Source organism: Duncaniella dubosii (genome assembly GCF_004803915.1).
Taxonomy (GTDB): domain Bacteria; phylum Bacteroidota; class Bacteroidia; order Bacteroidales; family Muribaculaceae; genus Duncaniella; species Duncaniella dubosii.
In genome coordinates, this window is sequence record NZ_CP039396.1 from 2885429 (window position 1) to 2907143 (window position 21715).

Sequence of the window (21715 nt, forward strand, 5' to 3'; positions counted from 1 at the left end):
GTCCGCGACAGCAGGTATAGCTTAAAAAAATAGCCGTCCAGGTTTTGGGCGGCTATTTTTGTGAGAGTTTCCAGCGGTCGGGAAGCAGGTCGCGGTATTTTTCGATCGGGGTGTTTGGCGGCCATGCGGCACATCGGTCGATTATGTCGCAGAAGTAGTCGAAGACGTTGACTCCGCAGCGGTGGCAGGTGATCGCAAGAGAGTGGTACAGGGCGGCGGCTTCGGCTCCGGAGTGGGAGCCGATTGTAAGTCGGCGACGGGTCAGGGATATGTAGCGGTTGATTCGCTCGACTTCGTTGTTGTCGAGTCTGTAGGTGGGTGAGGCAAAGATGCGTGGTATCTCGTCCCATTGTTTGAGTGCATGTTCGGTGGCGGCGAGCAGCGGGTCGTCGGGTGGCACGCCGATGCGGTCTTTGACTGCTGTCAGTCTCATGCGGATTTTCTCGAGCATCACCTTGGAGTATCGTTGTCTCCACTCAAGGTGCTTTCCCGCCGTCCATCCGTCTTTGCCTATGCGGTGCTGATGCTCGAAGTGGTAAAGGAGTCCGAAGAGCTTTGCTATTTCCTGCGCCTTTGGATTGTCTTTCAGATCGAGAAACTTTCGCTTGATGTGCTGCAGGCATGGCAAGCGTTTTATCCCGCTCATCCCACCGATTCCGATATGCCGGTATCCCGAGTAATAGTCGCACTGGAAGGCTCCGTTGAAGCCTTTTATGTGTTGCTCGAAGACTTCGGCCGAGCGGGAGCCGTCGTCATAGAAGAAGTACACAAGCCCGGTTGTCATGCCGACGAACACCCATATGTAGCCTTTCTTGATCTTTCTTCCCGAAGGAGTTGCCACCTGCAGCCGCACTTTCTGATAGGTCTCGTCACCGCAGATATAATTGTCCGCGACTATTGCCTGACCCAGCGCCTTGTATAGATTTTCCAGATGTACCCTTACCTTACTTACGAGCTTCTGTGCGGTGCCTTTGTCAAGGTCGAAGCCGTGGGCACGGAAGTATTCGACAGCATTTTCAAGTGGCATGCAGTGGAGATAGCGTAGCTCGGCGAGTCCGGCTATGAAGGAAGATGTATACTGCGAGTTAAGCAGCGGTGTGGCGGGTGCGGAACCTTTGTATATTTTCTCGTCCTGCACGTATTTTCTGACCTTGTAGATAATTTTTTTGAAGCGCATCGGCTCCATGACGTAGCGCACGACATCGCACTCGCCGATAAACGTCGCCGCCTCGGGATTGAAGTCCGGACTGTCAGGCTCCACTATAATGGTCTCCACCTCACACTCCGGATGCGTCTTCCTTTTGGCGCCGTTGTTGGTACGTTTCTTCTCTGGCTTCTGCTGTCGAGTTTCGGATGTGGCAGGAGTCGTCACCGGTTTCTTCTGACGCTCCGACGGCGAGCCCTGCAGACGCTGCACTGCCTGACGCGCGGCTTTCTCTTTGCTCAGTTCCGCACTTTTGCCTTTCATAGCCTCCTCCATTGAGGCCATTTGCTTGCGCAGTTCATCTACAGTCGCCACAAGCTTCTCGTTGGTCGACTGCAGCTTTTCATTGGATAAAGTAAGCGAGCTGACAGAGGCCAACGCCTCGTCGAGCCGCCCTTGAAGGAACTCGATCTGACGTTGCAGAAACTCTATCAACTCGTTCTTTTTCATGGTGTAAAGTTACAAAAAATATCTGACATTTGCAACTTTCCACGCCATTTATTTATTTGATTAACAAATTATTAAGCCTTATTTTACGGCCATTCTGAAGCGATTTTCGACCATCACCTTCACAGGCGTGAGGCCCCTCATCAGCATATAGAAATCGTCCCATTGGAGCCTGCGCACGCCGTCATCGCCCTTTTTGAGCACCTCCCGGAAACGGCCTCGCGACAGTCTTTTTGTGTACATCAAAAATCCGTCGCCATCCCATTTCAACGCCTTCATGGTCTTGCGGTCCTTTGAGAAAAACACATACACATCGCCCGATGCCGGAGAATGCCCCTTCCACGACCACACCATCTGGGCCAGACCCCGGATGCCGTAGCGCATCGATACCGGCTGCCGGCATACCCAGAGCCGCATATCCGCCTCAAGACTCCACATCACTCCTGCGTGTCATGACATCCACCAGAAGCGCCAGCCCCTCCGCGCTTATCTCTCCCAGACTCACGCCTCGGCCCCAACCGAGTTCGATGTGCACGTCACGCACGACACTGGTGGCACCGACATCCCGGCTCTCATCCGCAACCTGAATACCGGGAACCTTAACCTCCCGGAATAACGGCCCGCCACCTTCCCGCGACGAATCCGGTCTCTCCGGCAGACTGCGTTGATAATCGCTTATGCTGATTTTGCGGCGCCGAAGCCACTCATAAAGCCGCTGGACGTTGACGCCGGTACCGGCACAGAAACGGTTCAATGCGATATAGCCGTCTGTCTCGCATTGATTCTTGTAACGCGTCCATGTCTCTGAATAGACATCGGACAAAGACTTGTTATAACCCATGATTCTTTTTGTCGACAAAGATACAACTCTCTTTCGGAGTTCGTCAATATGCTATCGCGGATGGTTGTACGAAAAATGCGTCAAAGACACCGCTACTGTTACGGCGGAGTGTGCCGGAGTAGAGTTCGTGGCAAAAGGCAGCATCATCAAACAAGCCGGGTGGCGTGCCGTTTATGTCGAGGAAGAGAAAGAGGAAACCATCATCCCCGGCTGGCAGGAAGGCGATACGCTGGCACTGAAAGCCGCTTCCATCACGGAGGGAAAGACCAAACCCAAGCCGCTGCATACCGAAGCCACTCTACTGTCCGCAATGGAAACGGCAGGCAAGGAGATTGAGGACGACGCACTGCGGCAGGCATTGAAGGACTGCGGCATCGGCACCCCCGCCACCCGTGCGGCGATTATCGAAACGCTCTTCAAGCGCGGATACATGGAACGCTGCAAGAAGTCGCTTGTGCCGACTGAAAAAGGGCTTGCCCTCCATTCGGTCGTGAAGACGATGCGCATCGCTGACGTCGCCATGACGGGCGAATGGGAGAAGAATCTGGCACGCATCGAGCGTGGCGAGCTGCCCGCCGACACTTTCCGCAAGGAGATAGAGGCTTACACACGCGAAATCACCTCCGAACTGCTCTCGTGCGACAAGCTGTTCTCCCGCAGGGATTCGGGCTGCAAGTGCCCCAAGTGCGGAACGGGCAGTATGCAGTTCTACGGCAAGGTCGTCCGCTGCGACAACGCGGAATGCGGGCTGCCCGTGTTCCGCCTGAAGTCAAACCGTACCCTCACCGATGACGAGATCAAAGACCTGCTTACAGACGGACACACGAAGCTGCTCAAAGGCTTCAAGAGCAAGCAGGGCAAGAGTTTCGATGCCATAGTAGCCTTTGACGGGGAGTATAACACGACTTTCGTGTTCCCCGAAAGGAAAAGTAAGGCAACCTCTGCGAGAAGAAGAAAATAATGAGTAACTTTGCCACTGATTCAGAGTAATGAATTGTTCTTCGATACCGGATTACACTCATGCTTTGGATTTAGTGGTGGCACTCGGAGGGATACCGAGTGCCTTTTCTTTCTCCTTTCAGACAATTATCCCGGTCATGATTTACCAATCCACTAAATTCCAAAGTAATGAACAACAAGAAGAAAAACGAGGGGCAGACCGACTTTTCCTACTACGGTCTGTATCTGCTGGACTATCTCCGCACGAACAGGTTTGAACAGGCTTCCGACGAAGCCTTCATCCGTGAACGCGCCGACCGTGCCGCCGGAACGTATGAACGGGCAATACTCGAAGGCTATCCCGCCGCAGGTGCGCAGGAATTGGCTATGCGCACGCTGACGGAGGGGCTTCGCTACTCCAAGTACGCCATCCTGTGCGAAGTCGTAGAGAACGAGTTTGCCGACGACGTGCCGGAAGCGGAGCGTGAATCCTTTACCCGAAAACTGCTGCCGCTTGTCGGAAACGTATTCTCCATTTATGACCTTTCGGATGACAATTTCGCCCTGTCGCCCGATTATGACCTGCTCTATACGGAGCTGACGGGGGCTGTCGTCCTTTATATAGAGGAATATGGCGTTTAACCGCAAACAAAAGTTGCGGGACAACATTGAGGCGATACGGACGGCATTCGTCCTTGACAGGGAACAACGCACCCCCACCGCACGCGAAAGGCTCTTGTTGGAGCGTTATTGCGGTTTCGGTGGACTGAAGTGCATACTTAACCCAGCAAAGGAACTGACGGATGCCGTTCATTGGGCGAAATCCGACCTCGAACTGTTTGCCCCGACTGTGGAACTGCACAAGTTACTACGGGAGAATACAAAAGACGATACGGAGTATAAGCGGTACATGGATGCCATGAAGCAATCCGTCCTGACCGCCTTCTATACACCGCCGGAGATAACAGGCACTATTGCGGACGTGCTGCATGAACACGGCATACGCCCCGACCGGGTATTGGAACCGTCGGCAGGTGTTGGCGCATTTGTGGATGCCGTATTAGAGAACAAGCCGGACACGGACATCATGGCTTTTGAGAAAGACCTGATGACGGGCAAGATATTGAAACACCTGCATCCCGACCAGAAAGTAAGGATACAGGGGTACGAGAAAATTGAAAAGCCGTTCATGAACCATTTTGATCTGGCTATATCCAATATCCCCTTTGGTGATGTGGCGGTGTTCGACCCAGAATTTACCAACAGTCATGATCCCGCAAGACACTCGGCGGCGCGGACGATACATAACTACTTCTTTCTGAAAAGCCTTGATGCGGTGCGTGAAGGCGGAATCGTGGCGTTCATTACCTCGCAGGGGGTGTTGGATGCTCCGACCAATGCGCCCATACGCGAGTATATGATGAACCATGCCAATCTTGTGGGCGTTGCCCGTCTGCCAAACAACCTCTTTACGGAAAATGCGGGTACGGAGGTGGGCAGTGATTTGATTATCCTGCAAAAGAACAGCGGAAAGAACGGGGAACTGTATTATAACGAGAAACTCTTTGTGCAAACCGAACAGACCCCTATCGGCACTTCCGTAAACGGGTATGTATGGAGTATTGGTTCGCTTTCCCACACGGATTTGACCAAAAGTACCGACCCTTACGGAAAGCCTGCCTATAAACTCATGCACAGGGGTGACACCGCACAACTGGCGGAAGACTTACGGGAACATCTGAAAATAGAACTGCACCAACTCAACAGGGAACTCTACGAAAAACACAGCCTGCATCCAACGCAAACGGAAAGTACGTACAACCATCCGCGATAGCATATTGACGAACTCCGAAAGAGAGTTGTATCTTTGTCGACAAAAAGAATCATGGGTTATAACAAGTCTTTGTCCGATGTCTATTCAGAGACATGGACGCGTTACAAGAATCAATGCGAGACAGACGGCTATATCGCATTGAACCGTTTCTGTGCCGGTACCGGCGTCAACGTCCAGCGGCTTTATGAGTGGCTTCGGCGCCGCAAAATCAGCATAAGCGATTATCAACGCAGTCTGCCGGAGAGACCGGATTCGTCGCGGGAAGGTGGCGGGCCGTTATTCCGGGAGGTTAAGGTTCCCGGTATTCAGGTTGCGGATGAGAGCCGGGATGTCGGTGCCACCAGTGTCGTGCGTGACGTGCACATCGAACTCGGTTGGGGCCGAGGCGTGAGTCTGGGAGAGATAAGCGCGGAGGGGCTGGCGCTTCTGGTGGATGTCATGACACGCAGGAGTGATGTGGAGTCTTGAGGCGGATATGCGGCTCTGGGTATGCCGGCAGCCGGTATCGATGCGCTACGGCATCCGGGGTCTGGCCCAGATGGTGTGGTCGTGGAAGGGGCATTCTCCGGCATCGGGCGATGTGTATGTGTTTTTCTCAAAGGACCGCAAGACCATGAAGGCGTTGAAATGGGATGGCGACGGATTTTTGATGTACACAAAAAGACTGTCGCGAGGCCGTTTCCGGGAGGTGCTCAAAAAGGGCGATGACGGCGTGCGCAGGCTCCAATGGGACGATTTCTATATGCTGATGAGGGGCCTCACGCCTGTGAAGGTGATGGTCGAAAATCGCTTCAGAATGGCCGTAAAATAAGGCTTAATAATTTGTTAATCAAATAAATAAATGGCGTGGAAAGTTGCAAATGTCAGATATTTTTTGTAACTTTACACCATGAAAAAGAACGAGTTGATAGAGTTTCTGCAACGTCAGATCGAGTTCCTTCAAGGGCGGCTCGACGAGGCGTTGGCCTCTGTCAGCTCGCTTACTTTATCCAATGAAAAGCTGCAGTCGACCAACGAGAAGCTTGTGGCGACTGTAGATGAACTGCGCAAGCAAATGGCCTCAATGGAGGAGGCTATGAAAGGCAAAAGTGCGGAACTGAGCAAAGAGAAAGCCGCGCGTCAGGCAGTGCAGCGTCTGCAGGGCTCGCCGTCGGAGCGTCAGAAGAAACCGGTGACGACTCCTGCCACATCCGAAACTCGACAGCAGAAGCCAGAGAAGAAACGTACCAACAACGGCGCCAAAAGGAAGACGCATCCGGAGTGTGAGGTGGAGACCATTATAGTGGAGCCTGACAGTCCGGACTTCAATCCCGAGGCGGCGACGTTTATCGGCGAGTGCGATGTCGTGCGCTACGTCATGGAGCCGATGCGCTTCAAAAAAATTATCTACAAGGTCAGAAAATACGTGCAGGACGAGAAAATATACAAAGGTTCCGCACCCGCCACACCGCTGCTTAACTCGCAGTATACATCTTCCTTCATAGCCGGACTCGCCGAGCTACGCTATCTCCACTGCATGCCACTTGAAAATGCTGTCGAATACTTCCGTGCCCACGGCTTCGACCTTGACAAAGGCACCGCACAGAAGCTCGTAAGTAAGGTAAGGGTACATCTGGAAAATCTATACAAGGCGCTGGGTCAGGCAATAGTCGCGGACAATTATATCTGCGGTGACGAGACCTATCAGAAAGTGCGGCTGCAGGTGGCAACTCCTTCGGGAAGAAAGATCAAGAAAGGCTACATATGGGTGTTCGTCGGCATGACAACCGGGCTTGTGTACTTCTTCTATGACGACGGCTCCCGCTCGGCCGAAGTCTTCGAGCAACACATAAAAGGCTTCAACGGAGCCTTCCAGTGCGACTATTACTCGGGATACCGGCATATCGGAATCGGTGGGATGAGCGGGATAAAACGCTTGCCATGCCTGCAGCACATCAAGCGAAAGTTTCTCGATCTGAAAGACAATCCAAAGGCGCAGGAAATAGCAAAGCTCTTCGGACTCCTTTACCACTTCGAGCATCAGCACCGCATAGGCAAAGACGGATGGACGGCGGGAAAGCACCTTGAGTGGAGACAACGATACTCCAAGGTGATGCTCGAGAAAATCCGCATGAGACTGACAGCAGTCAAAGACCGCATCGGCGTGCCACCCGACGACCCGCTGCTCGCCGCCACCGAACATGCACTCAAACAATGGGACGAGATACCACGCATCTTTGCCTCACCCACCTACAGACTCGACAACAACGAAGTCGAGCGAATCAACCGCTACATATCCCTGACCCGTCGCCGACTTACAATCGGCTCCCACTCCGGAGCCGAAGCCGCCGCCCTGTACCACTCTCTTGCGATCACCTGCCACCGCTGCGGAGTCAACGTCTTCGACTACTTCTGCGACATAATCGACCGATGTGCCGCATGGCCGCCAAACACCCCGATCGAAAAATACCGCGACCTGCTTCCCGACCGCTGGAAACTCTCACAAAAATAGCCGCCCAAAACCTGGACGGCTATTTTTTTAAGCTATACCTGCTGTCGCGGACGGTTGTACCAATATCCCGAAGGCGGTGCGCACGATTAAACCGCATATCGCAAGTCCTATGTATTGCGCCACTTGTCTGAAATTTGCCGTTGCCGTCATAGCCGTATCATTTTTCAAGTTCCACAATGTTGTCTATCCTGCCGTATAGGTATCTGCGAAGTCCGGTCTTGTCCGTTGCCTTGTATTCCGTCCAACGTCCGTATTGGCATACGAGGAACGTGCGGAGAACATCGGAGAAGTCAAACCTCCAGCCTTGCAAGGGGACTGCGCTCTTGAAATAGGTGTTACTGTTCACGTTTTCGGTGAGCCAATCCTTTTCCTCTCGGTTCATCTGTCCTCCGTTGTTCAGTTTCTCACGAAGGATGTAAGCCTTACTGCCTTTCAGTGTTTCCAATGTCGGCACTTCCCAAGCCACGAATTTTGTTGCCATTGTTGTTTCCATATCCGTTTTGTTTTTGATTTTTTGTTTTTAATGCGGATTCAAGAGCTGAGGGAGTTGAGTTTCAAACTATCTTATCTGCCTCTCGTTTATCCGACATTTTTTTTAATGCGTCTTTCTGTCGCATCGGTCGTTTTCGTTTCGGGTGCTTAAAAAGGTAGGGATTAGGGAATGCAAGGTTTTTCGCGGAAATACTACCCGCAGGGCTGGAGATTTCCGCAGAAAACAGGAGGCTTGACCTTGCTTTCCCGTCCAATCCCGGAATTACCTTTGCGCCCAGAACGGAAATGACTGCCTGATGCGGCTCACTGAAAGGCGCGGAAATGGAGGTAAACGGAAGTGGAGGCAGATTGGACAGGAAAACTTCAAAAGAGAAATCCGTAAAAAAGAAGTCCACAAAAGAAAAAGGGAAACAGCCGGAAGCGTGGAACCGGGCAAACCACCGTGTGGAAAGTATGGTTTTATATGTCCGGCAGGACGTGTCCGGTCGGACATATAAAATCATTCTTTCAGGTTTGCCTGCCGTGGGTGACGGCTTGTTCCATTCATGGAGCGGGCGGTCTTGCACGGCTTTCCGCTTCCGGCTCAAATGGACAGCGAAAAAGAAAAACAGTCAGAAATCCGTAAAAGCACCTCTCTGGCATAAGCGCAAAAGAAATGGGCCTTGCATCATCAGTCTAAACTTCTGTTTAGGCGTGAGGCAAAGCCCTTTTCTCCGCTTATGCGGTAGTCGGCATACGTTCGTCCAAAATCTCTTTGGGCGATGGTGTGCCGACGGACAAAACCGCTTTTACGGAAAAACTTATATGTGAGGATAAAAAATCAGGAGATTTATTTCTAAATCTCCCGTTTAATTTCTATTTTTGCATACGAAGAGTTCTTTGAAGGTTACGCAACGCGCAGAAGGATAATGCAGTAGATAACTAACTAATTCGTAACCTATTACTATCATGAGCAATTAACCTACGCTCATTTCCAATAAATTACACTCTTTTCGTAACTTTACAACGCGATATTAGTATAAATTCATAATTTATGACCTTTGCTGACATTCTTGTTCCAGTCCCTATTATGGGAACATTTACATATAAAATCCCAGCCGACATCGGTGATTCACTGAGCGTGGGCCATAGGGTCATTGTGCCTTTCGGACGTAAGAAATTCTATACAGGAATTATTACCGGGATGAGCAATATCGGACCGGAGGACTATGAGGTGAAGGATATATCATGTGTTCTTGACTCAAATCCTGTTGTCAGGCATCCGCAGCTCAAGTTCTGGCAGTGGGTCGCTGACTACTATCTTTGCACACCGGGAGAGGTGATGCGTGCGGCAATGCCTGCGGGTCTTAAGGTTGAAAGTGAAACCTACATACAGCCGGCGCCTGACTATGAAGAGTCGGAAATAGACCGGCTGAACCAGCGTGAACTTGCTGTGATGGAGCTATTGCTTGGAAGCGATAAAAAAATGCCTCTCGATGTCATAAGTAAAAAAACAGGTTTTTCAAATATTGTCAATGTAACCAACTCGCTTCTTGCAAAAGGTGCGGTGATGATTTCTGAAAATCTTGTTGAGCGCTATCGGTCAAGGAAAGAAGTGTATGTGCGTCTGGCGATTCCGAAAGGCGACAATGAGGCGCTGCATCGGTTATTCGATTCTGTAAAAAGCGGTGGAAAGCAGGAAAAGGCACTTCTGGCCTTGATTGTACTCTCGGGTTTCATGAGGCAAGGTGGGAATGTGAATGAAGTTACTCGCACCGAATTGATTGAACGCGCAGCCGTGACGACTACAGTGGTGGCGACTATGGCTAAAAAAGGACTCGTGGATATATACACGAAAGAAGTCAACAGATTCAGTTTTTCAGGTCTTGTCGCCGGCAAGCTCCCCGAGTTGACTGAAGCTCAGAATGTGGCTTTGGACAAGGTACATAAATTATGGCTTGACAAGGATATCACACTGCTTCATGGAGTCACGTCAAGTGGCAAGACGGAGCTTTATATACATCTTATCGACTATGTGCTCCGGCAGGGACGTCAGATTCTTTATCTTGTGCCTGAAATTGCATTGACAACACAGCTCACAAGACGTCTGCAATGTGTCTTTGGCGATAAAGTCGTCATATATCATTCCAAGTTTTCTGACAATGAGCGTGTCGATATATGGAAGAAGCTGCTTGAATCCTCGGAACCTTGTGTGGTTATAGGCGCGCGATCATCGGTCTTTCTGCCGTTCAGTTCTTTGGGACTTGTAATCGTTGATGAGGAACATGAAAGCGCTTATAAACAGCATGATCCTGCTCCGCGATACAATGCACGCGATGCAGCGATAGTCCTCGCATCCATGCACGGTGCAAAAACACTCCTTGGAAGTGCGACGCCGTCAATCGAGACATATTATAAGGCTACGACGGGCCGTTTCGGGCTTGTCAGTCTGACAGAGCGTTTTGAAGGAATGAAACTCCCTGAGATGCGATTGATTGATATGTCGGATGCCCGTAAAAAAGGTCTTGTGACAGGTACATTTGCTTTTGAGACTGAACGTCTTGTCAATGAATCCTTGAAACGTGGTGAGCAATCCATCCTTTTTATCAATCGTCGCGGATATGCACCGATCGCACGCTGTAAGTTGTGTGGCTATGTGCCTAAATGTAATAATTGTGATGTGTCGCTTACATATCACCGACATTCCGATAAACTCGTGTGCCACTATTGTGCGGCTCCTTATTCAGTGCCTGACGTGTGTCCCGCATGTAAAGAGCCGGGTATAGAAGTGCTCGGCTATGGAACGGAAAGGGTTGAGGAAGAAGTTGAATCGCTTTTCGGGCACGCTTCCATATCGCGGATGGATCTTGATACCACACGCAGTAAGGACAGTTATGAAAATATCATTGAAAATTTCTCGAAAGGAAAATCACAGATTCTTGTCGGCACTCAGATGGTGACCAAAGGGCTTGACTTTGACAAGGTGAGCACTGTTGGGGTTATTAACGCTGATAGTGTAATCAATTTCCCGGATTTCAGAGCCTCCGAACGGGCATTTAATATGATCGAGCAGGTTGCCGGTCGGGCAGGGCGACGGAATGAAAACGGAGTGGTGGCCATCCAGACCTATAATCCGTCTCATCCAGTGTTGTCATATCTGTTGCAACATGACTACACCGGTTTTTATGAGCATGAGCTTTCAGAACGGCAGCGCTATAATTATCCTCCTTTCGTCAGGGTCATATACATATATATAAAGCACCGTGATCAGACTGCCGTGTCATCAATTGCATTTGAGTATGCAAACCGTCTGAGAAAGTTGTTGGGCAACAGGGTAAACGGACCCGACGAACCCTACGTAGCACGTATTCAGTCTCTCTATATACGCAGAATAATGCTCAAGATTGAGAACAATGCTTCTATAACGAAAGTCAAGAAACTGCTTAACGATCTGCGTATCGAGATGACAAATCAGAAACTACTTTCTGGTGCGGTGCTTTACTATGATGTCGATCCAGTGTAGACAGTAGCATAACGGGACAGCTGCGAATGCTCCTGCTGCATCGGCTATTGCATCAGCAAGGTCTCCGCTGCGTCCGAGTCCCATAGCGTTTTGGATGAATTCGACGGCTATGCCAAAGATTGTAACTACCGATGCTGTGATTAAAGCACCTTTCATGGAAACCGGTCGGTGGTCGCGTTTTCGTTCAAATATATACGTGAGTGCCAATCCGCCAAACATGCAGCAGTGGGCCAGTTTGTCAGCTCCGGGAAACAATGGCAGATCCTCCTCCCCAAAAGGTTTGGGAAGGAGGGTCAGGTAAAGGATTACGATGCCCACCGCCAATGTAAGCTGGTAAGGTGGAATCCATCGCAGATATTTCATAGTTCTGTGGTGTGCTTAGTTTTATTTTGCAGCCATAAGACTTTCATTAACCATCTCGCGATATGCCATGAGTCCTTCTGCCGACAATTCGACAATCTTACGCTCACCGTCAACACCGGGTACGGCAACATGGCTATCGTCAATAAATGTGACAAGGTCAAAACTCTCGCCTGAAGGTAGAGCTACACTCCATGTCTGATCGTCGGTGTCAAAATCAAGACGCACAACCGATTTGTCGTTTTCGGATGTGATGGTGTATCCTTTTCCGTCGCATTCAACGATATATCTCCCATCTTTGCCATCAATGACTTTCTTTCCGGCTGCAACGGGATTGTCTCCGCTCCAGAATTCGATGGAGTTAAGAACAAGAATATCGGCGAGAGCTGCAACCTCATAGACTGGAAGTGGACACCAGAATACAAAGAACACGAGTTCATTGACAAACTTATTGTCAATCTGTTTATTCCATGCCAGCAGTTTATTTGTCAGGGCAAAACTTCCGATACAAGATGTGGTGAGCATCGAACCGCAAAGACTGAGAACGATTGCTACGGGTAAAAAGCGTCTTTTCATTAGGATAAATAGTTGGAATGATGAGGTAATATATGTAATGATATCTCAGTTTCAAGCCTTTGTGCGGGCTTTGTTATAGAAGTTGTATATTCGGTTGACATAATCATATGTCTCTCTTCCTCGCGAATAGCCATATTTGACCACCGGGTCCCTGTAATATTTAGGATTTGATTTCCACAAAATGGCTTTTGCGACATTATTGTCCCATTTCTGAGGGTTAAGTCCGTATTTCTTTGCAAGATTTATTGCGTCGTTGACATGCCCAAGACCTGTGTTGTAGGCAGCAAGAACGAATTTCTTTCGTTCTTTTTCATCAGGAACTTTTTTTTCAAGCTGACGGTCGAGGTCGTTAAGAAATTTGAGCGCGGTTTCAATCGCGACTTCAGTTTTCATTACACTTTTGGCGCTCGCCCCATATCCTTTGGCGGTTTTGGGCATAATCTGCATGAGCCCTCTGGCTCCGGCCCATGAGACTGCTTTCGGGTCGAACTTGCTTTCGACATATGCCTGTGATGCTAATAGTTTCCAATCCCAATTGTAAGATTCAGAATATCGTTTGAAAAGATGGTCAAACGGTGAGACCCCTGCTCCGTTAAGGGCGTAATATTTGGTATTTGGATCATTCTTGCTCAGTTCAAAATAGCGTTTCAGCAACTGAGCCTGTTCTTCGCGTGGTTGGTCGCTGTTCAGCCACGCATTGATGCTATCGCCAAGCCATGCCTTGGACGGTGCTACGGCCCAGCTCGAACGCTGTTCGAAACTTAACGGGAGAGTGATGTCGAGATCATTGTAATAGGTCTTGTTGATTCGGGCAATATCACTGTCGACAACAGTAAGAGGTATTTTTCCTTCACTGACCATTGCAATGAGGTCTTCGGTAATCATCGTATCGCGGTCGACGGTATGGATGTTTATTCCTCCGCCGACTTCCTGATTCAGATTTCTGATGCGAGCCTCATATTTGGAGTCAGATTCAACGTATACATCTTTTCCGACAAGATCAGTCACATCGGTTATAAGTTCTTCGTCTCCTTTTTTAGGCTGGACAAGAACTTGGGTTGTTACATTTTCCGGGCCGCATGGAATAACTCTGTCCTTATACTCTGCAGTAATCGGAACTTCATAGGCAATTAGATCTACTATTCCTGAATCAAGCATCTCGATGGCTCGTGACAGCGATGGTGCTATCTTCATCTTCAATGCCATATTTTTGTCAGCTGCGAGAGCGGTTACAAGTTCATAGTCATAGCCCATTTCCTGACCCTTGTAAATGAAATATGCTTCAGGACTGTAAAGCGTGGCAATACGTAATGTGTCGGGAAGCCGATGTCCTACAGAGTCAGACTTCTTTAGGCCATCGGAGCTACTGTTGCCTCCACAAGCAAACAACAGTGAACATAACGATAAGACAGTTAATGTCGAGAGAATCCCTCTTCTCATAGAAAATGTGTTGATTAATGTTGAAAATCAATGTTTTATATTTCATGCCGAGACAGAGGGACGCTCCCGTTAACTGAAAGTGTCAATACTCAAATGTTCCGGCTGATGACTTTATTGTTAGATGATTGGACTCTGAGTCTTCAACGCGACCGATAATTCGGGATTCGATTCCGAATTCCGAAGCAATCGCCATGACCTTCCCGGCAGCTTCCGGACGGACATAAATCTCCATGCGATGACCCATGTTGAACACTTTATACATTTCGCTCCACGGAGTTCCGCTTTCTTTCTGTATAAGATCAAACAGCGGAGGAATGGGGAATAGATTGTCTTTGATGACATGTTTGTTCTCGACAAAATGCAGCACTTTGGTCTGTGCGCCACCGGTGCAGTGAACCATACCGTCGATTTCTTCACGCATCTCGTTCAGGAGCTTTTTGATGACAGGTGCGTAAGTACGGGTAGGAGACAGTACGAGCTCTCCTGCAGTCAGGGTAGTGCCGTCTACCTTGTCTGTCAGCTTCTTCGAACCTGAATAGACAAGATCTTCTGGAACAGCTGCGTCGAATGTCTCAGGATATTTCTGCGCAAGATATTTTGCAAAGACATCGTGACGGGCTGAAGTAAGGCCGTTGCTACCCATTCCACCGTTATAACGGGTTTCATACTTTGCCTGTCCGAAAGAAGCGAGTCCTACAATCACGTCTCCACCTTTGATATTAGCATTGTCGATGACATCAGCCCGACGCATACGGCAAGTGACTGTAGAGTCTACTATGATTGTGCGGACAAGATCGCCCACATCTGCGGTCTCTCCGCCGGTTGAGTATATGCCTACACCCATTTCACGCAGTGTTGCAAGAAGTTCTTCGGTGCCGTTGATGATTGCCGAGATTACTTCTCCGGGTATGAGATTCTTGTTTCTGCCGATTGTCGATGATACAAGTATATTGTCTGTAGCTCCGACGCAGAGAAGGTCGTCAATATTCATGACCAGTGCGTCCTGAGCAATGCCCTTCCACACTGAAAGGTCACCGGTTTCACGCCAGTAAGCATAGGCAAGAGATGATTTTGTTCCTGCTCCGTCAGCGTGCATGATATTACACCATTCCGGATCGCCACCAAGTATATCGGGGATGATTTTGCAGAATGCGTGAGGGAAGATGCCTTTGTCAACATTTTTGATGGCGTTATGGACATCCTCTTTTGAGGCAGAAACACCGCGTAGATTGTATCGCTGGTCACTCATAATATCTCGTAATTGAAAGTTCAACAAACGTGAGTAATGGTTGGTTTAGATAAATTTTTTACAAAAATACAAAAAAATGCCGAATCACTCTCAACAGGCTTCGATTTTTAGTGTGTCTGTTGTTGTTAGTCCAAGCAATGCAGGCGTTGTATCAGACCGGGATTGAGAGCATAGGGATGTCGGAATGAAACAACAGTTTATGAGCAAGAGAGGGATTGAACAATCTAATGAATATGTTCTTACGAGGAGTTGGGACGGCTATCATGTCGATATGTAATTCTTTGTCAAGTCCGTTGAAATCCTCGATTTCATGTGAAAATGAAAGCTGGATTGTCTTGAACATATATGCAGGATAATTTTTCCGGCAATAGTCAAGAAGATTGGCGATTGCCTCGGTGTCACCTTTCGGCTTTTTCTTTGACGGCAATGACACAAGTGTCACGGAAAGAGACGTTTCCGGAAGCATGCGGTAAAGAGCGTCGAGAGCGAGGATGTCTTGTTGTTTGGATGACGCAAGATAGACTACTTCGCGGATATCTTCAGCGCGTTTAAATCTGAGAGTTTCGGGGACTGTGAATACGCATGACCGACATGTGTCAAGCACTTCGGCGGTGACACTGCCGAGCATGTCGCGGTTCTGTTTGTCAGTTCCGCGTGTACCCATGACTATCAGCAGCGGATGGTTGGCAGCGGAATAATTGTTTATAACTTCTTCTGGAAGCCCCTCTGCGATTTCTGATGAGAAGTTAACCGGTGGTATGATTCCGTTTTTAATTTTTTCGCGTAAAGATGTTTCCAGTTCCTCCATCTGTTTTTTGCACATTTGGGATATCTGCTTGTCTTCCTGCAGCTGTTGGATGACATCGGCAGTCCCGTCAAATGTCATCGAGTCGGATAACTGTAAAGATGTATTCGTAAGAACCGGATCGAAATAGGTGTGGAGAAGTTTGATTCGGGCTTTGTGGAGTGCCGCTATATGAAATGCGAGATGACAGGCTTGAACCGATGATTTTGAGAAGTCTGTAGGGACAAGGATCTCAGGCTCTCCTGCGGGACATTCTTTTATGGCTTTAGGCGAAAAAATCTCGATGTTTTCAATCAGCCGTAGTGCCATAGGCAAATCGGATTCATGAATTCTCACCCTTATGCCGGACGATACTACCGGCGTAGAGAGATTGACATTTTGTAAGACAACTTCGAGACCTTCGCATTCGAGTATGGTTTTTAACTCGTGGGCTTTATCATAAGTGTGGATTGCTATAGTAATAAATCGATCTGGCTGCATAGGCTTGGAATTAATGAATTTATTCTAATTAAAACGGACGAAAGAGCAAAAAGTCGTTGTTGACAGCGCTCTTTTTGCTCTTTCGCGTATATTTTCTTGTTTTACCAAACTTATTCTTCCTTATTTTCTCCCTGTAGAATTTCTATTGCCATATCATAGATAGTAGTGTCGTCAAGGACCACGATGCCACCGTCAGGACCCGGTTCTATGTGTACGCCGCAGTTTTTACCAAATTCGTAGTTTGTGCCACCGAAATAGTTTCTGACTGTCTGAGGTGTGACGTTAAGCTTGTCAGCTATCTGACGGATTGAACCATCGGGAAGACTGTCTTTGATGCGACGGAGATCGTTGAATGAGATAGTTTTAGTCATGATACATATAGGTGTTTGGGGTTAATATTTGGTTTGTTTTATAGATGTTTGGTGGAATGTCTTTTATTTCCACGTCACTAAATTAGGCTTTAATTTCTATTAAAACAAATAATTGTCGAAAAAAAATCTATGTTTTAGAACACGTTTTTTTACCTGATTGCCATGAGTGAAAATAACCGTTTGACTTGCAATAAATAAAGTTCACTCAAGCATCATATTTTCTCAACGGCGGCAGCATTAATCCATGCACGGTGTGTATTGTCGACCTGCACATCATACCAGAGAGAATTGATGGAGTCTGTAGTTGATTTTACCGAATCAAGGATTTCAACGCGTGTCCCTTCGTGGAGGAGCATTGCTTCTTGTGTACGGTCTTTAGGAACTCGGGGACTTGTGCTCAGTATTGTGGATGGTGATGTGATTATAGCTATATTGTCTGCTGTGGCTATAGCAGCAGATCTGAATGCAAGGAAAATGAAACAGAGGCATCCGAAGAAGGTCAGCAGACTTCCGAAAAATCCGATTTTTCGTACTGCTATTATGTCAGAGAACAGATAGGCGAGAACTCCAATAAGTGTAAGAACAAAGCAGCCGAATGCAATCCATGCCCATGAATTCGAACGGGCTGTGTTGGCAACCGAGTCGAGAGCGTTTCCTAAAAAAGTCCCTCGCTCGCCGGGGCGGTCGGCGATTCTGGAATTGATGAATTCAAGGTTTGTTCTTGCGTCATGGAATGTCGGGTCAAAACGGAGTGCACGTTCGTAGGCAAGGATTGCCTTGCCCATTTCTCCAAGACGGTAATAGCAGTTCCCGAGATTGTATTGAAGCGTAGCCGAGTTGCCTTCGGTAGCTATGACATGCAGATATGTATCGGCTGCTTCCTTGAAGTTGTCAGCAGTGTAGGCCGAATCTGCCTGCTGGATAAGTGTCGCTTCCGCTTTTGAGAAAAGTCCGCAGACTGTCAGTATTATTAGTGAAAGTATATATTTCATTTTTTGTTGCTTTCAAGTTTGTTAATAGCGTTTACTCCTCGCTCGTAGACACTGTCCATGTGACTTGAACTGTCAGGTGTATAGCGTGCCATTTCACAGTCGTCAAGAACAGCTACGATAGCATTGGCGTTTTCTTCCGAATAGCCCTTTGATGCCAGAGTGGCTGAAATGTTGTCGCGAGAGAGCTGAGACACCGGCATTGATAGCTTATCGGAAAGATAACCCCATATTGCGCGTAACATTTCTTCATAGAACTTGTCGCTGTCTCCTGATTTCATGAAGCCTTCGGCTGCTTTTAGTCTGCGGCGTGCGACCTTGCTTGCCTTGGCGGTACGGCGTCCCGTCACATCAGCATTGAGTCGGGCATTGCGTCTGTTGATAGCCAAGACAGCTCCGGCGACGATAAGGAGACCGATATAGAGAATCCAGTACCATGATTCAAATACGACCAAATGATGTTGCTTCATTGGATTTTTGTCGCCAAGATAGATATGACGGATATCGGAATTCTTATTTTCGACATCTTTCTGATCCGTTGTCACAGGTGCTGAGACTCCCTTGGCAACTTTTATCAGATAGGACGGTGTATTCAAAGTGACATATTGTTTTGTCTGAGGATTGAAATAAACGAATTTATTACTTCCGATAGTGAAGTCTCCGACACTCTGGGGAACAAAGGTGTATTCAACAGTCATTCTTCCGGTGACATCGTTTCCCTGAACTTCAGCATCGATGTCGTTTTTCGGAGTGTACTGCTCGAATTCTGTCGGGAAATCAATTACAGGTTCTTTCACATATTTTATGTTGCCTGTACCGCTTATAGTATATATAAGCGTCGCGGGATCATTTGTGCGGAATGAATTGCCAATAAGACGGCTGTCGATATTGAATGTTCCGACTGCACCTGTAAATCCATTCGGCTGGGGCTGGGGGAGAGGGAGAATGTTGATTGATGCGGAATTGGAATTGACTTTTATTTTGGCTTCTTTAGGTTGGCGTACTTGGAACATGCCCATGTTCACATTGTCATACTGAACAACCGATATATCATAATTGCCGGAGTTTATGGTGAGCTTGCCACTTTTCTGGGGGAATATGATACATTTCTTCAATACAGCAGTCATGTAGTTCTGACCGTTGTATGTTTCCATTTGATTGAGTGAAGGCTGGACATCAACTTCCTGAATAAGGAATCCGTCAAATGCCGGTTGGCGAGTAGGAAGGAATGATGATATGCTGTATTTGGTATAGAGTTTGATTGTGCAGCCGATGGCTTCCTGTTCATAAGCCGATGATTTTGACAGTATGATTCGGACAAACACATCATCACTGTTGACACGCCGGCCGGCCGCCTGAGTGTCAACATCGTCAAAATCGACAGGCCTCTGTGAGGCCGGAGTGTTGGCATCCTGGATGCTGTGTACGGTAAATGTGACAGCTTTTGTCGAAAGATGTTTTCCGTCGGCTACTATCGAGGCAGCCGGTATAGTGAAAGTGCCTGCTTTGTCGGCTTTATAGTAATATGTATACTCGGTTGCTGATGTTGACGAAGCTTTACCATTTACCACCTGATAGCTTTGGGACTGCGAGACCGACGGCCCATAGAGCAGGCTACAGCCGTTGATCTGAGACACTTTCAAATCAGAGCCATCGGCATTTGTCAGGCGGAATGTGACCGGGAACCGCTGGCCTTCATAAACCCTTGATGGCGGTTTTACAGTAAAATTTACCTGCGCCTGAAGTGCTGTCGCACAAACGAGAAGGGTAAGATATATAAATATGATGAAACGTTTCATTCAGATGTCTAATTTAGTGGAATAAATTCAGAATACTTCGTCTTACCAAGGGTTGGTCACGGGTCGACGTGAAGGTGCTCCTGTCTTTTTCTTTTCAGCGTTTATGCGGGCACGGGTGGCATTCTCTTCATTTTCCATAGCCTTGAGTATTTTTTCGGCGTTTTGTTGGCTTATGCCTCCCTGCTGTTGTTGCTTCTGCTGCTGATCCTGTTTTTGGTCTGGCTGCTGCTGGTCTTTTTTATCGTCTTTATTTTGGTCATTATTCTGGTTCTGGTTCTTATTTTGATCCTGTTTGTCCTGATCTTTTTTGTCTTGATCCTGCTTGTCTTGATTTTGGTCTTGGTTCTGATCCTGATTTTGCTGGTCTTCAAGCCTTTTTTGCGCTAAACGAAGATTTTCGCGAGCCTTGTCATTGTCAGGATTTTTACGAAGCGCATTTTTGTAAAGTTCGATACTTTTCGCATAATCCTGAGAATTAAAGGCTATGTTGCCGAGGTTGTAAAATGCTTTTTCAGCAATAGATATATTTTCGGCATCACGAGTCAGATTCTGAAGTATGGCAGATGCCTCCTTCTGTGTCTCACCGGAAGCAGAACCCTGACGCAGGAGCGAAGCTGCAAGATTAAACTGCGCGATTTCATTCATCGCATTTTCCTGCAATGCCTTGCGATAAGCTACCTCAGCATCAGCATAACGCTGTTCGTTGTAAAGTTTGTTGCCTTCAACGATATAGTTTCGCTCGTCGCGAGTGGTCGCGGTCTTGCTCTGGGCCATAGACGGCATGACAGACATGGCAGCCATGATTGAGAACAATATCTTTTTCATTTGTTGCCTCCTTCCTCTTTTGTAAAGAAACGATATCTCTTAAGCCATGATATTTTTCTGGTTACTGTCACAGAATAAATCACAAGAAGGATTAAGGATATAAATGCAAAAATCGGGAATTGCTCGCTTTGTGGAGAGAATGACTTGCGTTCGAAATCACCTTGTTCCAGTTCGTCCATTTTTTCGTCAATTGCGTTTATGGCTGAATTGGAACCTCCGTTCACATAAATACCGTTGCCTGCTTTCGCTATCTGTGTGGCAGTTTCCTCATCGTGTTTGGTGATGACTTCTTCGCCTGTCATAGGATTTATCATGTATTGGCCTTTACCGATAGGGATACGTGCTCCGTGGGAAGTACCGAGACCTACGACATCGACTTGAACACCCGCGCTGGCTGCCCGCTTGGCTGCTTCAACGGCATTGTCCTCAAAATTCTCTCCGTCTGTAATCACAACAATGGCTTTGCCCATGTCGTCGTTGGGTGTGAAAGAGTTCATTGCCATTTCAAGTGCCGTACCGATTGCTGTACCCTGAGTCGGTACCATATCGGTTGTGATTCCGTTAAGAAACATCTTGGCTGAGATATAGTCTGACGTGATAGGTAGCTGGGTATAAGCATCGCCGGCAAACACTATAAGCCCGACCTTGTCATTAGTCATTTTATCAATGAGCTTTTCAAGGATATGCTTGGCTCTTTGCAGACGACTGATACCATGATCGTCGTCTGTGCTTGACGCAAGCATGGAATTTGAAACGTCGAGACAGACCATTACTTCGATACCTCTTGATGTTTTGGTCTCTGAAGCATCTGGTTCAAGTCCTCCGGTTGCTCGGGGACGGGCAATCATAAGGACAAGTGCGGCGATAACAAGCAGCGATAAAACCATTTTTACCCAGGGCATATATTTCGAGACCTCAGGCATTAGGTTTTCAATTACTTCCTGCCGGCCATATCGGGCAAGTTTGCGACGACGTGAGTAACGTGCCCAACAGAAGATGGCTGCTACCAACGGAAGCAGGAGCAGGAGATATAACAGATGTGGATATGCAAACGAAATCATAGACAGTTGT

Annotated in this window: 20 protein-coding genes and 2 pseudogenes; 7 read left to right on the top strand and 15 right to left on the bottom strand. The window is 48.0% G+C overall.

Annotation, left to right across the window (positions count from 1 at the left end):
* Window positions 1-52: 52 nt before the first annotated feature.
* The 3 genes from tnpC (E7747_RS12880) to E7747_RS12890 all read right to left on the bottom strand — a co-directional run bounded on the left by tnpC (E7747_RS12880) (window position 53) and on the right by E7747_RS12890 (window position 2492).
* Window positions 53-1654 (bottom strand): IS66 family transposase, encoded by a 1602-nt coding sequence (tnpC, locus tag E7747_RS12880; RefSeq protein WP_136413423.1) that lies wholly within the window; start codon window positions 1652-1654, stop codon window positions 53-55.
* Window positions 1655-1732: 78 nt separating this feature from the next.
* Window positions 1733-2089 carry an IS66 family insertion sequence element accessory protein TnpB gene (gene tnpB, locus E7747_RS12885; protein ID WP_136413421.1) on the bottom strand — a complete coding sequence of 119 codons (357 nt, stop codon included), beginning with the start codon at window positions 2087-2089 and terminating at the stop codon, window positions 1733-1735.
* Window positions 2076-2492 carry a hypothetical protein gene (locus E7747_RS12890; protein WP_136413419.1) on the bottom strand — a complete coding sequence of 139 codons (417 nt, stop codon included), beginning with the start codon at window positions 2490-2492 and terminating at the stop codon, window positions 2076-2078. The genes tnpB (E7747_RS12885) and E7747_RS12890 overlap by 14 nt, the downstream gene beginning before the upstream one ends.
* 4 nt (window positions 2493-2496) lie before the next feature.
* Between E7747_RS12890 and E7747_RS12895 the strand changes: the two are divergent.
* The 6 genes and pseudogenes from E7747_RS12895 to tnpC (E7747_RS12920) all read left to right on the top strand — a co-directional run.
* Window positions 2497-3453 (top strand): annotated as a pseudogene (locus tag E7747_RS12895) (DNA topoisomerase); the annotation flags it as partial.
* A 167-nt stretch (window positions 3454-3620) separates the two neighbouring features.
* The gene (locus E7747_RS12900) at window positions 3621-4073 is read left to right on the top strand and encodes a DUF1896 domain-containing protein (protein ID WP_136416395.1); all 453 of its coding nucleotides are present in this window, start codon (window positions 3621-3623) and stop codon (window positions 4071-4073) included.
* Window positions 4063-5247 (top strand): annotated as a pseudogene (locus E7747_RS12905) (N-6 DNA methylase); the annotation flags it as partial. The gene E7747_RS12900 and the pseudogene E7747_RS12905, both read left to right, overlap by 11 nt.
* Window positions 5248-5316: 69 nt before the next feature.
* Window positions 5317-5733 carry a hypothetical protein gene (locus E7747_RS12910; protein ID WP_136413419.1) on the top strand — a complete coding sequence of 139 codons (417 nt, stop codon included), beginning with the start codon at window positions 5317-5319 and terminating at the stop codon, window positions 5731-5733.
* Complete coding sequence (tnpB, locus tag E7747_RS12915) at window positions 5720-6076, top strand: IS66 family insertion sequence element accessory protein TnpB (RefSeq protein WP_136413421.1); 357 nt, start codon at window positions 5720-5722, stop codon at window positions 6074-6076. The genes E7747_RS12910 and tnpB (E7747_RS12915) overlap by 14 nt, the downstream gene beginning before the upstream one ends.
* Window positions 6077-6154: 78 nt before the next feature.
* Complete coding sequence (gene tnpC, locus E7747_RS12920; RefSeq protein ID WP_136413423.1) at window positions 6155-7756, top strand: IS66 family transposase; 1602 nt, start codon at window positions 6155-6157, stop codon at window positions 7754-7756.
* A gap of 157 nt (window positions 7757-7913) precedes the next feature.
* On the opposite strand, the gene E7747_RS12925 is transcribed toward tnpC (E7747_RS12920), so the two are convergent.
* Both E7747_RS12925 and E7747_RS17045 read right to left on the bottom strand, forming a co-directional pair.
* Window positions 7914-8249, bottom strand: a complete 336-nt coding sequence (locus E7747_RS12925; RefSeq protein WP_025069034.1) for a hypothetical protein — start codon at window positions 8247-8249, stop codon at window positions 7914-7916.
* A 61-nt stretch (window positions 8250-8310) separates the two neighbouring features.
* Window positions 8311-8814, bottom strand: coding sequence for a hypothetical protein (locus tag E7747_RS17045; protein WP_228449166.1), 504 nt, complete (start codon window positions 8812-8814; stop codon window positions 8311-8313).
* Between the two features lie 467 nt (window positions 8815-9281).
* Here E7747_RS17045 and priA point away from each other — a divergent pair, with 467 nt between their 5' ends.
* Window positions 9282-11750, top strand: coding sequence for a replication restart helicase PriA (gene priA, locus E7747_RS12940; RefSeq protein ID WP_136416396.1), 2469 nt, complete (start codon window positions 9282-9284; stop codon window positions 11748-11750).
* On the opposite strand, the gene E7747_RS12945 is transcribed toward priA, so the two are convergent.
* From E7747_RS12945 to E7747_RS12990, 10 genes are all read right to left on the bottom strand, one after another.
* Window positions 11706-12113, bottom strand: coding sequence for a VanZ family protein (locus E7747_RS12945; RefSeq protein WP_136416398.1), 408 nt, complete (start codon window positions 12111-12113; stop codon window positions 11706-11708). The two genes, priA and E7747_RS12945, sit on opposite strands and share 45 nt — an antisense overlap.
* Before the next feature lie 21 nt (window positions 12114-12134).
* Window positions 12135-12686, bottom strand: a complete 552-nt coding sequence (locus E7747_RS12950; RefSeq protein ID WP_123614707.1) for a DUF3332 domain-containing protein — start codon at window positions 12684-12686, stop codon at window positions 12135-12137.
* Window positions 12687-12737: 51 nt separating this feature from the next.
* Entirely contained in the window at window positions 12738-14126 is a 1389-nt protein-coding gene (locus E7747_RS12955; protein WP_136416400.1) for an MltF family protein, read from the bottom strand.
* Window positions 14127-14208: 82 nt separating this feature from the next.
* Window positions 14209-15375, bottom strand: a complete 1167-nt coding sequence (locus tag E7747_RS12960; RefSeq protein ID WP_136416402.1) for an AIR synthase related protein — start codon at window positions 15373-15375, stop codon at window positions 14209-14211.
* Window positions 15376-15526: 151 nt separating this feature from the next.
* Window positions 15527-16660: a universal stress protein gene (locus E7747_RS12965; protein WP_136416404.1), complete on the bottom strand. Its 1134-nt coding sequence runs from the start codon at window positions 16658-16660 to the stop codon at window positions 15527-15529.
* 110 nt (window positions 16661-16770) lie between these two features.
* The gene (locus tag E7747_RS12970) at window positions 16771-17031 is read right to left on the bottom strand and encodes a DNA-binding protein (RefSeq protein WP_123614711.1); all 261 of its coding nucleotides are present in this window, start codon (window positions 17029-17031) and stop codon (window positions 16771-16773) included.
* Between the two features lie 212 nt (window positions 17032-17243).
* A complete protein-coding gene (locus E7747_RS12975) occupies window positions 17244-18023 on the bottom strand; it encodes a tetratricopeptide repeat protein (RefSeq protein WP_123614712.1) in 780 nt (259 codons plus the stop codon).
* The gene (locus tag E7747_RS12980) at window positions 18020-19819 is read right to left on the bottom strand and encodes a BatD family protein (protein WP_136416406.1); all 1800 of its coding nucleotides are present in this window, start codon (window positions 19817-19819) and stop codon (window positions 18020-18022) included. The genes E7747_RS12975 and E7747_RS12980 overlap by 4 nt, the downstream gene beginning before the upstream one ends.
* Window positions 19820-19861: 42 nt before the next feature.
* Window positions 19862-20644 (bottom strand): tetratricopeptide repeat protein, encoded by a 783-nt coding sequence (locus tag E7747_RS12985; RefSeq protein ID WP_136416408.1) that lies wholly within the window; start codon window positions 20642-20644, stop codon window positions 19862-19864.
* Complete coding sequence (locus E7747_RS12990) at window positions 20641-21705, bottom strand: VWA domain-containing protein (protein ID WP_136416410.1); 1065 nt, start codon at window positions 21703-21705, stop codon at window positions 20641-20643. The genes E7747_RS12985 and E7747_RS12990 overlap by 4 nt, the downstream gene beginning before the upstream one ends.
* Window positions 21706-21715 lie beyond the last annotated feature (10 nt).

What these genes read in the sequence shown, in the direction of transcription:
- tnpC (WP_136413423.1), bottom strand. Translation starts at nt 1,654, where the DNA reads ATGAAAAAGAACGAGTTGATAGAGTTTCTGCAACGTCAGATCGAGTTC.
- tnpB (WP_136413421.1), bottom strand. Translation starts at nt 2,089, where the DNA reads ATGTGGAGTCTTGAGGCGGATATGCGGCTCTGGGTATGCCGGCAGCCG.
- E7747_RS12890 (WP_136413419.1), bottom strand. Translation starts at nt 2,492, where the DNA reads ATGGGTTATAACAAGTCTTTGTCCGATGTCTATTCAGAGACATGGACG.
- E7747_RS12900 (WP_136416395.1), top strand. Translation starts at nt 3,621, where the DNA reads ATGAACAACAAGAAGAAAAACGAGGGGCAGACCGACTTTTCCTACTAC.
- E7747_RS12910 (WP_136413419.1), top strand. Translation starts at nt 5,317, where the DNA reads ATGGGTTATAACAAGTCTTTGTCCGATGTCTATTCAGAGACATGGACG.
- tnpB (WP_136413421.1), top strand. Translation starts at nt 5,720, where the DNA reads ATGTGGAGTCTTGAGGCGGATATGCGGCTCTGGGTATGCCGGCAGCCG.
- tnpC (WP_136413423.1), top strand. Translation starts at nt 6,155, where the DNA reads ATGAAAAAGAACGAGTTGATAGAGTTTCTGCAACGTCAGATCGAGTTC.
- E7747_RS12925 (WP_025069034.1), bottom strand. Translation starts at nt 8,249, where the DNA reads ATGGAAACAACAATGGCAACAAAATTCGTGGCTTGGGAAGTGCCGACA.
- priA (WP_136416396.1), top strand. Translation starts at nt 9,282, where the DNA reads ATGACCTTTGCTGACATTCTTGTTCCAGTCCCTATTATGGGAACATTT.
- E7747_RS12945 (WP_136416398.1), bottom strand. Translation starts at nt 12,113, where the DNA reads ATGAAATATCTGCGATGGATTCCACCTTACCAGCTTACATTGGCGGTG.
- E7747_RS12950 (WP_123614707.1), bottom strand. Translation starts at nt 12,686, where the DNA reads ATGAAAAGACGCTTTTTACCCGTAGCAATCGTTCTCAGTCTTTGCGGT.
- E7747_RS12955 (WP_136416400.1), bottom strand. Translation starts at nt 14,126, where the DNA reads ATGAGAAGAGGGATTCTCTCGACATTAACTGTCTTATCGTTATGTTCA.
- E7747_RS12960 (WP_136416402.1), bottom strand. Translation starts at nt 15,375, where the DNA reads ATGAGTGACCAGCGATACAATCTACGCGGTGTTTCTGCCTCAAAAGAG.
- E7747_RS12965 (WP_136416404.1), bottom strand. Translation starts at nt 16,660, where the DNA reads ATGCAGCCAGATCGATTTATTACTATAGCAATCCACACTTATGATAAA.
- E7747_RS12970 (WP_123614711.1), bottom strand. Translation starts at nt 17,031, where the DNA reads ATGACTAAAACTATCTCATTCAACGATCTCCGTCGCATCAAAGACAGT.
- E7747_RS12975 (WP_123614712.1), bottom strand. Translation starts at nt 18,023, where the DNA reads ATGAAATATATACTTTCACTAATAATACTGACAGTCTGCGGACTTTTC.
- E7747_RS12980 (WP_136416406.1), bottom strand. Translation starts at nt 19,819, where the DNA reads ATGAAACGTTTCATCATATTTATATATCTTACCCTTCTCGTTTGTGCG.
- E7747_RS12985 (WP_136416408.1), bottom strand. Translation starts at nt 20,644, where the DNA reads ATGAAAAAGATATTGTTCTCAATCATGGCTGCCATGTCTGTCATGCCG.
- E7747_RS12990 (WP_136416410.1), bottom strand. Translation starts at nt 21,705, where the DNA reads ATGATTTCGTTTGCATATCCACATCTGTTATATCTCCTGCTCCTGCTT.